Source organism: Vibrio sp. JPW-9-11-11 (genome assembly GCF_013369335.1).
Classification (GTDB): Bacteria; Pseudomonadota; Gammaproteobacteria; order Enterobacterales; family Vibrionaceae; genus Vibrio.
Genome location: NZ_SZQJ01000004.1, coordinates 77,028 through 90,333, shown reverse-complemented (window position 1 = coordinate 90,333; position 13,306 = coordinate 77,028). Strand labels below are relative to the sequence as shown.

Sequence of the window (13,306 nt, the reverse complement as noted above, 5' to 3'; positions counted from 1 at the left end):
TTTATGACACAACACGCTTTTAACTTTGATGCTTTAACCCCAGACTTCATGTGGTATGCCCTCGAAAGCATTGGCATTCGGGCCGAATCCGGTTTTCTGGCTCTTAACAGCTATGAAAACCGAGTCTACCAATTTAGTGATGAAGAGCGTCAGCGCTACGTGGTCAAGTTCTACCGACCAGAACGCTGGAGTCGTGCGCAAATACAGGAAGAACATGACTTTACCTTAGAGCTGATTGAGTCAGAGATCCCGGTCGCACCGCCAGTTCGCATCAATGGCGCCACCTTACATTACTACCAAGGTTATCTCTTTGCCCTATTTGCCAGTGTCGGTGGGCGACAATTTGAAGTCGACAACTTCAACCAACTTGAAGGTGTGGGCCGCTTTCTGGGCCGAATTCATAAAGTCGGTGCAAAACAGACCTTCCAACATCGTCCCACTATTGGGCTGGAAGAGTACGTGTATCAACCACGTAAGCTGCTCGAACAGTCATCGTTCATTCCGACCCACCTAGAAAACGCGTTTTTTAACGACCTCGACCTACTGATCACATCGCTCGAACATCATTGGCAACCCGATTTCGCCACCATTCGTTTACACGGTGATTGTCATCCAGGCAATATTCTTTGGCGAGATGGGCCGATGTTTGTCGATCTTGACGATGCGCGTAATGGCCCCGCTATCCAAGATTTATGGATGCTATTGAACGGAGAGCGCCATGACAAACTGGCGCAACTGGATACGATTTTAGACGCCTACCAAGAATTTTGTGAGTTTGATGTTAAACAATTGAAACTAATTGAGCCTTTACGCGGTCTACGAATGGTGCACTATATGGCATGGTTAGCAAAAAGGTGGCACGATCCTGCATTTCCTATCGCCTTCCCTTGGTTTAATGATCCAAAATATTGGGAGAGTCAGGTACTTGGATTCAAAGAGCAGATATCGGCGCTCAGCGAGCCCCATTTGTCCTTAATGCCCCAGTGGTAACAAAGCCGAATCAATGGAGTAAAAATATAATGAAGAAGCTGTTTACACTTGTCATCACCCTTATGCTGAGCTTCGCTGCTCACGCAGCGCAGTTTAAAGAAGGTGAACACTATCAAGTTCTCGACCTTGAACCGTCGAAAAAGCCAACCGTCACCGAGTTCTTTTCGTTCTACTGCCCTCATTGCTATAGCTTCGAGCCGTTGATCAAAAACTTGAAAACCAAACTACCTGACGGAGTGAAACTGCAGAAAAACCATGTCTCTTTTATGGGCGGCAACATGGGTCTATCGATGAGTAAAGCTTATGCGACTATGGTGTCATTGAAAGTGGAAGATAAGATGTCAACGGTGATGTTCAATCGTATCCACAACATGAAAAAAGCGCCCAAGAACGACGAAGAGCTACGCCAAATCTTTATTGATGAAGGGGTAGACGCCAAGAAATTTGACGGTGCATTCAACGGCTTTGCTGTTGATTCCATGGTTCGCCGCTTTGATAAGAAGTTCAAAGAGTCAGGCATTCAAGGCGTGCCGTCTGTCGTGGTCAACAACCGTTACCTAGTGCAGGCTCGCTCAGCTGACGAATTTTATCAAATCGTCGACTTTTTACTGAAAAAGTAAACCACTTAAGCATAGGGGGAGCGCACGCTCCCCCTAGCGTTTATAAATCGCTTTAAGCTGCCTGTCTTTCTCCTGCCAAAGCCCACCGAGCCATTGTTGAAACTGCCTTTTGTAAGGTTTGTCATTGAAATAATCGCCCTGAACTTTCTCATCGACCGGTAACACTTGAGTGCGCACCACAATGCTTGTCATGCGCCCCATTAACATATCTTTAAACGGTTTATTGGTGTTCTCCGGATAGGCTAAGGTCACATCAATAATGTTATCAAACTGCTCTCCCATCGCCGCCAAGGTGTAAGCAATCCCGCCGGTTTTAGGTTGTAGTAGGTGCTGGTAACCCGCGTTACTCTTGCGCTGCTTGTCCTCGGTAAAACGCGTTCCCTCTACGTAATTCACGACTGTGGTTGGGGTATGCTTAAACTTAGCGCATGAGCGGCGTGTGGTTGCTAAGTCTTGACCACGCTTTTCAGGGTGGCGAAGTAAGTACTCACGCGGATAGCGGCGCATGAAAGGCATATCCAAAGCCCAACAGGCCATGCCAATAAAGGGAACATACAACAACTGCTGTTTAAGAAAAAATTTCGGCATCGGGATACGATCTTTAAACACGCAACACAACACCACAATATCTGTCCAACTTAAATGGTTGCTGATCATCAGATACCAACCATCCTTTCTCAACTCATCACCACCTTGCACATCCCATTCGACCCGATTAGAGAGGTGTAAAATCGCGGCATTTATGGTCGCCCACAGCCACATTATCTGGTTCGCTAATTGAGTAGCGCGAGATTTGAGCCCATTCCCAGGCATCAACGCCTTGATCACCGCGACCAAGCAAATTGCGATCGAGCACACTGCCGAGTTAATCAGGACCAAACAAACATTCAGAATTAGGAGTAAATGTGCCAACATATCGCTTAAAAGTGAGACTTATTAGAAATTTAACCAACTCTTCACCATGAAGAATCAAATAGCGTGTAAGTATACAAGCCAATGCGAAGTTTAAAACTAGTCTCGCGATGGTCAGAGTAGTTTGTCGCACCTAGTCAAATAGGTCACCAGGGAGAATTGATATGCCAACCAAACCGATCGCTTATGCACTTGCGATACTATTTAGCCCACTCGCTTTCGCCCAGCTATCAGACTCTTCGGGCTTGAGTGGCGAACTCTCACTGAGTGCGGGCTATATCTCTTCCAGCTCCAACTTCAATACCGATAACAACGCCACCATTAGCGACAATAACCAAAAAGCACAAAGTGACAGTAACTTTCTGCCGCTTCCGCTTGGCAGTATCGCCTTTACCTTTGGTCAGGGGCTGGATAAACAGGTCTATGCGGGGACATCGCGTGAAGATATCGCAATAGGCACGTTAGCGCTCGAACTAGGGTTTAAGCAGCAGTTGGCGAACGGAACGGTCATCGATGTCTCGTACCTCCCCACTGTACTGTCTGGTGAGACTTGGGCAGATCCCTTTTTGGTTGGTTCACCACGCCGCGTTACCGACGAACAAGGCAATGCGTATCGACTCAAACTGTCCAATATTGGCGGTTCGGGCTTTACCTTAGACACCGCGATTGCCAAAAAAGAGATTGAAGACGAGCGCTCTGGGCTTGATTCTGGCTACAACGCTACCCTACTCGATCGCAACGCGGATAAACTGTATTTCAAAGGCAGTTTTCGTCTGTTCCTTAATCGTGCGACTTTCCTCATTCCATCGCTCACTTATATCGAATCAGACGCAAAAGGTGAGGCCAATAGCCATCGCTCGGTGAGTGGTGAGCTGTCGCTATTTCAGCGCTACGGACGTCATCAATTAGCGCTCACCGCTAGTTACACCGACCGCAGCTATGACGCTGCCCACCCGGTGTACAATCTCACTCGCGATGACAGCGACATGAGTGTGTTCGCCGCCTACGAATACCAGCAGTTGATGGGGTGGCGCAACCTGTCGTTTATCTCGTTCGCAGGTTATGGCCAGACAGACTCGAATATTCAGTTCTATGACACCGACCAGCTTATTCTGTCTGGCGGTATCAATCTAAAGTTCTGATCACACTAGCCCGCTAAGGCGGGCTTGGTTATACCGCTTGCGCTGTCAGTTGACGCAACAATCTATCCATCGAGCGATAGCCGAGTGCTTCTGCTAAATGATGACGCTCGATGTCGGCGCAGTCCTCTAAGTCGGCAATGGTTCGGGCGACCTTAATGATGCGATGGTAAGCACGAATCGACAAGCCTAAGCGGTGCAGTGCATTCTCCAGAAACTCTGCATCCTGTTTATGTAATGGACAATAGGTTTCAATCTCACGGCTACCAAGTAAGGCATTGACCTTATTCGCGCGAGAGAGCATCTTTTCTCGCGCAATCAATACTCGCTGCCGAACCACTCGGGTCGACTCGCCTCTATCGCCACCTTCCGCGAGTGTCCCTTTAGGAAGCGCGGGGATCTCCAATGACATATCAAACCGATCCAACAATGGCCCCGACAAACGACTTAAATAGCGCAATATATTTTGTGGATTAACCCGTGACTGATTGCCTTCATAATAACCGGTAGGGCTAGGGTTAAGCGCGCCGATTAGTTGAAATCGAGCGGGAAAGCGGGTTTTACCCTGGGCGCGAGAAATAATAATTTCCCCCGACTCAAGCGGTTCACGTAATGAATCCAGCACTTTGCGTTCAAACTCCGGCATCTCATCGAGAAACAGCAAACCGTTATGTGCTAGAGAAATTTCCCCCGGTCGAGGAATCGAACCTCCGCCCACTAACGCCGCCATCGAACTGGAATGGTGTGGCGCGCGAAACGGGCGCGATTTCCAATTGTGTTCATTGATCTCTTGCTGCGTCAGCGATGCCACTGAAGCCGTTTCCAACGCTTCTTGATCGCTCATTTCAGGCAGTAAGTCGCACAGCCTCGATGCGAGCATAGTTTTGCCTGTTCCTGGCGGACCTAAAAATAGCAAGTTATGGTTGCCCGCCGCCGCGATCTCTAGCGCTCGTTTGCCCTGCTGTTGACCGATAATATCTTGTAAGTCACGCGAGGCCGGAGAGGTCTTCTCGGGCATGTTACTGGCGTGTAGGCCCAAGCGCTGCTGACCGGCTAAATCGGCACACACCTCCAACAAACTCTGTGCTGATTTATGTCTATCGCGCCCGACCAACGCCGCTTGACCACTGTTTTCCATCGGAACCACCAGTTGCCGCTTAGCATCATTGGCCGCGAGCGCTGCAGGCAATACGCCCTTAACTCGGCGCAACTCTCCTGACAACGCCAGCTCGCCAATAAACTCTTGGTGTTGTAACTCACTCAAAGGCACTTGTTCGGACGCGGCTAAAATGCCAAGTGCGATCGGCAAATCGAAACGTCCGCCTTCCTTGGGTAAGTCTGCGGGCGCCAAGTTAACCGTTATGCGCTTGGCGGGAAACTCAAAACGAGAGTTGATGATGGCGCTGCGCACCCGATCGCGCGACTCTTTTACCGTGGTTTCAGGCAAGCCGACTAAGGTAAAGCCTGGCATACCATTACTGATATGCACTTCCACCGTCACCGAGGGCGCTTCGACACCGACACAAGCACGACTGTGGATCACCGCTAGCCCCATAGTGAAATCATCTTATCGTTGAACATTATTTATCCCCTTGATAGTTCATTTATTTTGTTATCAAGGTTGTTATATAGCTTGCTCAGATGCTTAGAGAATGTGAAAAAAGAATGACTTTTTTCTTGTCATTTAACGGAATTGTGTGTTACCACTAGAGACGCAAACAATTTCATGCCTTATTTGGCAAAAACAACACAAGAAATAACAATGAATATCAACGCCCGCTTCAACGCACTGATTGCCCTGATTATCGTGGTCATTATTGACACCGCGCGGGGTCTAGTGGGCGAAAGATAACCACAGAATAGAAAAAACCCCCGCACTGAAAAGTCCGGGGGTTTTTTACAATTAGTACGCTGAAAAATTTGGCTGACATAGATAACCAAGCTCAAGAAAACCAAGAGCAGACAGGAAGAATGGGAGCGCACATGACGTGCAACACAACAAAAAATCAAACTAGGGAAAGCCGAGGAGGTGCACGATGACTGGAGCCGAATTAGTCGTAGCGGCACTTCACCAACAAGGAATTAAAACCGTTTTCGGTTACCCTGGCGGGGCGATCATGCCTATCTATGATGCCCTTTATGATGGTGGCGTTGAGCACATTCTCTGCCGTCACGAACAAGGCGCTGCCATGGCCGCTATCGGCATGGCGCGCGCAACACAAGATGTCGCGGTCTGCATGGCGACCTCAGGCCCTGGAGCCACCAACTTAGTTACCGGTCTGGCCGATGCCTTTATGGATTCCATCCCCCTTGTGGCGATAACAGGTCAGGTGGCCAGCTCCCACATCGGTACCGACGCTTTCCAAGAAATGGATGTGATCGGTATGTCACTCTCCTGTACTAAACACAGCTACTTAGTCACTGACATTAATGACCTCGCTCCCACTCTGGCTGAAGCGTTCGAAGTGGCGAAAACAGGCCGTCCTGGCCCGGTGATTGTCGATATCGCTAAAGATGTTCAGCTTGGTCAGGCGCCAGTGGATGTATTGCCACCTTTTACTCCACCAACTATGCCTGTCGCCAGCCAGGATGCGATCGCCAACGCTCAGGCGCTCCTCTCACAAAGCTCTCGCCCGGTTCTTTATGTCGGTGGCGGAGTTCAACTTGGCCACGCAACGGACGCAGTGCGTGAGTTTCTGCGCCTAAACCCAATGCCTTCCGTCAGCACACTGAAAGGCTTAGGCACCATTGAGCGCCACGACCCTCACTATTTAGGCATGCTCGGCATGCACGGCACCAAAGCGGCGAACTTGGTGGTACAAGAGTGTGACCTATTGATCGCGGTGGGTGCCCGTTTCGATGACCGAGTCACAGGTAAACTCGATACCTTTGCGCCCAACGCCAAAGTCATTCATATCGATATCGATGCAGCAGAAATCCACAAACTGCGCACTGCAAATGCACCAGTGCGCGGTGAGATTCCGGCGATCCTTCCCCATTTAGAGCTCACTCAAGACATTACCCCTTGGGTAAAACACAGTGAAAGCTTACGTAGCGGATTTAAGTGGCGCTACGACCACCCGGGCGATCTAATCTACGCACCAGGCCTTCTCAAACAATTATCTGATTTGATGCCAGATAGCTCGATCGTTTCCACCGACGTTGGCCAGCACCAGATGTGGGCAGCACAACACATTCAGCCTCGCGATCCACAAAACTTCATCACGTCGGCAGGCCTCGGTACTATGGGCTTTGGTTTACCAGCCGCCATGGGCGCGGCTGTGGCTCGCCCTAATGACCAATCTATTCTTATTACCGGCGATGGTTCATTTATGATGAACGTGCAAGAACTGGGGACACTCAAGCGTCGTCAAATCCCAGTGAAAATCGTTCTGCTCAATAACCAACGCTTGGGTATGGTTCGTCAGTGGCAATCGCTGTTCTTTGATGGACGCCACAGTGAAACCATTTTGGATGACAACCCTGATTTCGTCATGCTAGCAAAAGCTTTTGATATTCCTGGGAAAACCATCACCAAGAAAGAAGAAGTTGAGCCTGCACTGAAAGAAATGCTAGAAAGTAACACGTCATACTTACTTCATGTTTTAATCGATGAAGAAGAAAACGTATGGCCACTTGTACCACCAGGTGCATCAAACAATGACATGCTGGAGAACACCTAACATGGAAAGATACTTAATCGACATTAAAGCTGACGATAAACCGGTACTGTTAGAGCGTGTTCTTCGCGTTGTGCGTCATCGTGGATTTGTGGTCAAGCAGGTAGCTGGCACTCAGAATCACGAAAGTAAAATTGCCAGCGTTGAAATCATTGTCGACAGCGATCGCCCAATCTCATTCCTGACGAATCAAATTGAGAAGCTATGGGATGTGCGCACTGTTGAAGTCACGCAAATCGCTCGTGACGAACTCCCAAATAACAATCTACAACAAAGAATATGTGCATAAGGAAGGCAATAAATGGCTACAAAAACAGCAGACTACATTTGGTTTAATGGTGAAATGGTTCCTTGGGCAGAGGCAAACGTACACGTTTTGACTCACGCAATGCACTACGGGACGTCAGTATTTGAAGGTGTACGTTGCTACAACACACCAAAAGGGCCAATTGTCTTCCGCCATCTAGAGCACGCAAAGCGTCTAAAAGATTCCGCGAAAATTTATCGTTTCCCTATCCCATACACTGTAGAAGAGATCATGGAAGCGACCCGCGAAACAATCCGTCAAAACAAACTCAATAGCGCCTACATTCGTCCGCGGGGTTTTGTTGGTAATGTCGGTCTAGGGGTGTGCCCTCCAGCAGATACAGAGATGGAACTGATTATTGCGGCTTTCCCTTGGGGCTCTTACTTAGGTGAAGAAGCCCTAGAACAAGGCGTGGATGCGATGATCTCTAGCTGGAATCGCGCGGCGCCAAACACTATCCCTACTGCGGCAAAAGCCGGTGGTAACTACCTATCGTCACTCCTCGTTGGTGGTGAAGCCCGTCGTCACGGATACGATGAAGGTATCGCACTCAGTGTGGATGGTTACCTCTCTGAAGGTGCAGGCGAGAACATCTTTGTGATTAAAGATGGCGTCATCACCACACCACCAGCCACCAGCGCCATCCTGCCGGGCATCACTCGTGATTCCATCATGACCATCGCTCGTGACCGCGGCTACGAAGTACGTGAAGCTAACATTGCCCGTGAAGCACTCTACCTAGCCGACGAAGTCTTTATGACAGGTACTGCAGCAGAGGTCGTTCCTGTTGCTACTATCGATAAAATTGAAGTCGGCAGCGGTAAGCGTGGCCCAATCACCAAAGAGCTCCAAGAAGCTTACTTCGGCCTATTCAATGGCACCACCGAAGACAAATGGGGTTGGCTCGATTACGTTTACCCGCAAGACGCAGACAAAGCTTAAAAAAGCACCGGCAAATATAGGAAGTCACACAATGCCAAAATACAGATCAGCAACCACAACACATGGACGCAATATGGCCGGTGCGCGCGCTTTATGGCGCGCCACGGGCGTAAAAGACGAAGATTTCGGTAAACCCATCATCGCGGTCGTTAACTCATTCACCCAGTTTGTTCCAGGTCATGTTCACTTGAAAGATATGGGGCAACTGGTGGCAAGCGAAATCGAAAAAGCCGGCGGGATCGCCAAAGAATTTAACACCATCGCGGTTGATGATGGTATCGCAATGGGCCACGGCGGCATGTTGTACTCGCTGCCGTCACGAGAGCTTATTGCCGACTCGGTTGAGTACATGGTTAATGCCCACTGCGCCGATGCCATGGTGTGTATCTCCAACTGTGACAAAATCACTCCAGGAATGTTAATGGCCTCAATGCGCCTCAACATCCCAGTGATCTTTGTTTCTGGCGGTCCGATGGAGGCGGGGAAAACCAAGCTTTCTGACCAACTCATCAAACTCGACTTGGTTGATGCCATGATCCAAGGCGCCGACCCGAAAGTCTCAGACGAACAGAGTGAGCAAATTGAGCGTAGTGCCTGTCCGACTTGTGGCTCGTGTTCAGGCATGTTCACCGCCAACTCGATGAACTGTCTCACTGAAGCGCTCGGCCTTTCTCAGCCAGGCAACGGCTCCATGCTAGCAACACACGCCGACCGTGAGCAGTTGTTCCTAAATGCAGGTCGACGCATCGTGGAACTGACTAAGCGTTACTACGAGCAAGAGGACGAATCTGCGCTACCGCGCAACATCGCCACGTTCGATGCGTTTGAAAATGCCATGGCACTAGACATCGCCATGGGCGGCTCAACCAACACCATTTTGCACCTACTGGCAGCCGCGCAAGAAGGTGAAATCGATTTCGATATGGAAGATATCGATCGCCTCTCTCGCAAAGTGCCACACCTGTGTAAAGTGGCGCCTTCGACTCAGAAGTACCACATGGAAGACGTCCACCGCGCGGGTGGTGTGATGGCTATCTTAGGTGAACTCGACCGCGCAGGCCTACTACACAATGAAGCGCGCACCGTATTGGGTCTTTCAATGAAAGAGCAGCTAGCCAAGTACGACATCATCCAAACTGAAGATGAAGACGTACTGAAATTCTTCCGTGCAGGTCCTGCGGGAATTCGAACCACCAAAGCGTTTTCACAAGACTGTCGTTGGGATCGCCTGGATGATGACCGCGCTGAAGGATGTATCCGTTCAATCGACAACGCGTTCTCGCAAGAGGGTGGTCTCGCGGTACTTTCAGGCAATATCGCCCTTGATGGCTGTATCGTTAAGACCGCAGGGGTAGATGAAAGCATCCACAAATTCACCGGACCTGCGGTGGTATTTGAAAGCCAAGAAGACGCGGTGGAAGGCATTTTAGGCGGCAAAGTGAAAGCGGGCGATGTGGTTGTGATCCGCTACGAAGGGCCAAAAGGTGGCCCGGGTATGCAAGAAATGCTCTATCCAACCACTTACCTAAAATCTATGGGCCTAGGCAAAGAGTGTGCACTGCTGACTGATGGGCGTTTCTCTGGTGGTACCTCGGGCTTATCGATTGGTCATGCTTCACCAGAAGCGGCAAATGGCGGTGCAATTGGTTTGGTGAAACAAGGCGATATGATCGCTATCGACATTCCAAACCGTTCAATCTCACTGCAAGTGTCTGAACAAGAACTGGCTGAGCGCCGCGCTAAACAAGACGAGATGGGCTGGAAGCCCGTTGATCGTCAACGTGAAGTTTCATTTGCACTCAAAGCGTACGCAAGTATGGCAACCAGTGCAGACAAAGGCGCAGTACGAGACAAATCTAAGCTAGAGGGCTAGAGATGACTCTGACCAAACAAACTGGCGCAGATTACCTGCGCCAGATCTTAAGAGCCCCAGTCTACGAAGTGGCAACCGTTACGCCACTTCAAGAGATGCCTCGCCTCGCAGCACGTATTGGCAACAACGTACAAATCAAACGTGAAGACCGCCAGCCGGTTCACTCGTTTAAGCTGCGCGGCGCCTATAACATGGTGGCAAGCCTAACCGAGGAACAAAAAGCGGCGGGCGTGATAGCAGCCTCAGCGGGGAACCATGCGCAAGGGATGGCACTATCGGGCACTAAGCTCGGGATAAAAACCACTATTGTGATGCCTAAAACCACACCTGACATTAAAGTCGAAGCGGTACGCGGATTTGGCGGCAACGTGGTGCTGCACGGTAGCAACTTTGATGAAGCCAAAGCCGAAGCAGAACGATTATCTGCCGAATATGGCTACACCTTTGTACCACCATTCGATCATCCACTGGTAATCGCAGGGCAAGGCACCATCGGTATGGAGATGTTGCAGCAAAATGGTCACCTCGACTATATTTTTGTCCCGGTTGGCGGTGGCGGCCTCGCTGCTGGCGTTGCAGTGCTGGTGAAACAGCTAATGCCAGAAATCAAAGTAATCGCGGTTGAGCCAGAAGACTCGGCCTGTTTAAAAGCCGCCCTCGATGCTGGCGAACCTGTGGTTCTTGACCAAGTCAGCATGTTCGCTGATGGTGTTGCGGTTAAGCGTATCGGTGAAGAGACCTTCCGTTTATGCCAAAAATACATTGATGGTCATATCTCGGTTTCGAGCGATGAGATCTGCGCCGCGGTGAAAGATATCTTTGAAGATACCCGTGCGATTGCTGAACCATCCGGCGCCCTCGCCCTGGCGGGTTTGAAGAAATACGCTGAACAGAATGAGCTGAAGGATAAAAATCTCGGTACGGTTCTCTCTGGCGCCAATACTAACTTCCACGGTTTGCGTTATGTTTCAGAGCGTTGTGAGCTAGGTGAAAAACGTGAAGGCTTGCTGGCTGTCACTATCCCTGAGCGCCAAGGCGCTTTCTTTGAGTTCTGCAATCTGATAGGTGGCCGAGCGGTGACCGAATTCAACTACCGTTATAACGATGACGCTCTAGCAAACATCTTTGTCGGCGTACGTCTGCAAGGTGGTCAGGACGAACTTGACCATATCATTCATGACTTACGTGACGGCGGCTACCCTGTGGTTGATCTCTCCGACGATGAAATGGCAAAGCTGCATGTGCGCTACATGATCGGCGGTAAACCTTCCAAGCCACTCAAAGAGCGTTTGTACAGCTTTGAGTTCCCCGAGTACCCGGGCGCACTACTTAAGTTCTTAAGTACACTTGGCACTCACTGGAATATCAGTTTGTTCAACTACCGTAACCATGGTGCTGATTACGGTCGCGTACTGTGTGGCTTTGAGCTGGATGAATCCGATTTATCCCGCTTCTCGGCGCATTTGCGTGAGCTGGGTTACCAGTGTAAAGATGAAACCGACAATCCATCGTACCAGTTTTTCCTTTCATAATTCATCAAGCCCTTAACCTATTGGTTTAAGGGCTGGTTCTTTTCTTAATCCCTATTGCACGCTGCTGCATTTTAAACTTTGGCCAAAATGCGTGATACGCATAGATATAATGCTAAAGTTTCATTTTTGTCATACCTTTTTTGGGTCTACACTCATAACCAGTTTTTCAATTGCTGCTCTATCTGTGGAGACCACCTATGTTTAACGCACTGATCCTAAACCAAGAAGACAAACGTACTATCGCGACTATCGAACAGATCGATGAAGCGCAACTGCCAGAAGGTGACGTCCTGATAGAGGTCGATTACTCATCTCTAAACTACAAAGATGGTTTAGCCATCACAGGCAAAGGCAAAATTATCCGTCACTTCCCTATGGTACCGGGTATCGATTTGGCGGGTACGGTAATCAACTCTGAAGATGATCGCTACAAAGCGGGCGATAAAGTCGTACTGACAGGTTGGGGCGTGGGTGAAAATCATTGGGGCGGTATGGCGCAGCGTGCTCGCCTAAAAGCCGACTGGTTAGTCCCACTACCAAAAGGGCTAGATAGCAAAAAAGCCATGATGGTCGGCACTGCAGGCTTTACGGCAATGCTGTGTGTTCAAGCCATTGTTGACGGTGGCGTAAAACCAGAAGATGGAGAAATCCTAGTCACGGGTGCCAGCGGTGGTGTGGGCTCAGTGGCGGTAACGCTGCTATCCGTACTAGGCTACAAAGTGGCAGCAGTGACAGGTCGGGTTGAACAAAATGGTCCACTGCTCGAAAAGCTTGGTGCAAGCCGCATTATCGACCGCGTGGAGTTGGAAGAGCCAGCACGCCCGCTTGAAAAACAAGTTTGGGCAGGCGCGGTGGATACCGTCGGCAGCAAAGTACTGGCGAAAGTACTCGCACAGATGGATTACAATAGCGTTGTCGCTGCTTGTGGTCTGGCGGGCGGCTTCGACCTACCAACCACCGTAATGCCATTTATTCTGCGTAACGTTCGTTTGCAAGGTGTCGACTCAGTGATGTGCCCAACAGAAAAACGTATTGAGGCGTGGGAAAAATTGGTTGAACTGCTACCAGAGCGCTACTTCGAGCAAGCCTGTACTGAAGTAGAACTAGCCGAAGCACCAAAATACGCTGAAGACATCACTAATGGCCAAGTGACGGGGCGCGTGGTGATTAAGCTGTAGATTAGCCTCAGCAGAAATAACCTGTGTTGACATTGCGGACAAGTATGCGCACAAATAGCTCTACACTTGTCAGCAAGAGTCGCGACTCTCAAGCGACTTGGCAAGCAATGTTAATTCAGGTTATATAAAACGC

At 49.7% G+C, this 13,306-nt stretch carries 11 protein-coding genes; 9 read left to right on the top strand and 2 right to left on the bottom strand.

Annotated features, from left to right (window positions below; all coding sequences use genetic code 11):
• Window positions 1-3: 3 nt before the first annotated feature.
• Together FCU94_RS02975 and FCU94_RS02970 are read left to right on the top strand one after the other, a co-directional pair.
• Window positions 4-990 carry a serine/threonine protein kinase gene (locus tag FCU94_RS02975; protein WP_176287595.1) on the top strand — a complete coding sequence of 329 codons (987 nt, stop codon included), beginning with the start codon at window positions 4-6 and terminating at the stop codon, window positions 988-990.
• Window positions 991-1,019: 29 nt separating this feature from the next.
• Window positions 1,020-1,610: a thiol:disulfide interchange protein DsbA/DsbL gene (locus FCU94_RS02970; RefSeq protein WP_176287067.1), complete on the top strand. Its 591-nt coding sequence runs from the start codon at window positions 1,020-1,022 to the stop codon at window positions 1,608-1,610.
• Window positions 1,611-1,643: 33 nt separating this feature from the next.
• Here the strand turns inward: FCU94_RS02970 and FCU94_RS02965 are convergent, their stop codons facing one another.
• Window positions 1,644-2,525, bottom strand: a complete 882-nt coding sequence (locus FCU94_RS02965; protein ID WP_176287066.1) for an acyltransferase — start codon at window positions 2,523-2,525, stop codon at window positions 1,644-1,646.
• 161 nt (window positions 2,526-2,686) lie between these two features.
• Here FCU94_RS02965 and FCU94_RS02960 point away from each other — a divergent pair, with 161 nt between their 5' ends.
• A complete protein-coding gene (locus tag FCU94_RS02960; RefSeq protein WP_176287065.1) occupies window positions 2,687-3,664 on the top strand; it encodes a DUF2860 domain-containing protein in 978 nt (325 codons plus the stop codon).
• A 28-nt stretch (window positions 3,665-3,692) separates the two neighbouring features.
• Here FCU94_RS02960 and FCU94_RS02955 read toward each other — a convergent pair whose 3' ends face one another.
• Window positions 3,693-5,216 (bottom strand): YifB family Mg chelatase-like AAA ATPase, encoded by a 1,524-nt coding sequence (locus FCU94_RS02955; RefSeq protein ID WP_176287064.1) that lies wholly within the window; start codon window positions 5,214-5,216, stop codon window positions 3,693-3,695.
• Window positions 5,217-5,697: 481 nt separating this feature from the next.
• Here FCU94_RS02955 and ilvG point away from each other — a divergent pair, with 481 nt between their 5' ends.
• From ilvG to acuI, 6 genes are all read left to right on the top strand, one after another.
• Entirely contained in the window at window positions 5,698-7,344 is a 1,647-nt protein-coding gene (ilvG, locus tag FCU94_RS02950) for an acetolactate synthase 2 catalytic subunit (protein WP_176287063.1), read from the top strand.
• Between the two features lies 1 nt (window position 7,345).
• Window positions 7,346-7,630, top strand: coding sequence for an acetolactate synthase 2 small subunit (gene ilvM / locus FCU94_RS02945; RefSeq protein WP_176287062.1), 285 nt, complete (start codon window positions 7,346-7,348; stop codon window positions 7,628-7,630).
• 12 nt (window positions 7,631-7,642) lie between these two features.
• On the top strand, window positions 7,643-8,590 hold the full coding sequence (gene ilvE, locus FCU94_RS02940; RefSeq protein WP_176287061.1) for a branched-chain-amino-acid transaminase: 948 nt from the start codon (window positions 7,643-7,645) through the stop codon (window positions 8,588-8,590).
• A 31-nt stretch (window positions 8,591-8,621) separates the two neighbouring features.
• Window positions 8,622-10,463: a dihydroxy-acid dehydratase gene (gene ilvD / locus FCU94_RS02935; protein WP_176287060.1), complete on the top strand. Its 1,842-nt coding sequence runs from the start codon at window positions 8,622-8,624 to the stop codon at window positions 10,461-10,463.
• A 2-nt stretch (window positions 10,464-10,465) separates the two neighbouring features.
• Complete coding sequence (ilvA, locus tag FCU94_RS02930) at window positions 10,466-11,995, top strand: threonine ammonia-lyase, biosynthetic (RefSeq protein ID WP_176287059.1); 1,530 nt, start codon at window positions 10,466-10,468, stop codon at window positions 11,993-11,995.
• Window positions 11,996-12,192: 197 nt separating this feature from the next.
• Window positions 12,193-13,173 carry an acrylyl-CoA reductase (NADPH) gene (gene acuI / locus FCU94_RS02925; protein ID WP_176287058.1) on the top strand — a complete coding sequence of 327 codons (981 nt, stop codon included), beginning with the start codon at window positions 12,193-12,195 and terminating at the stop codon, window positions 13,171-13,173.
• Window positions 13,174-13,306 lie beyond the last annotated feature (133 nt).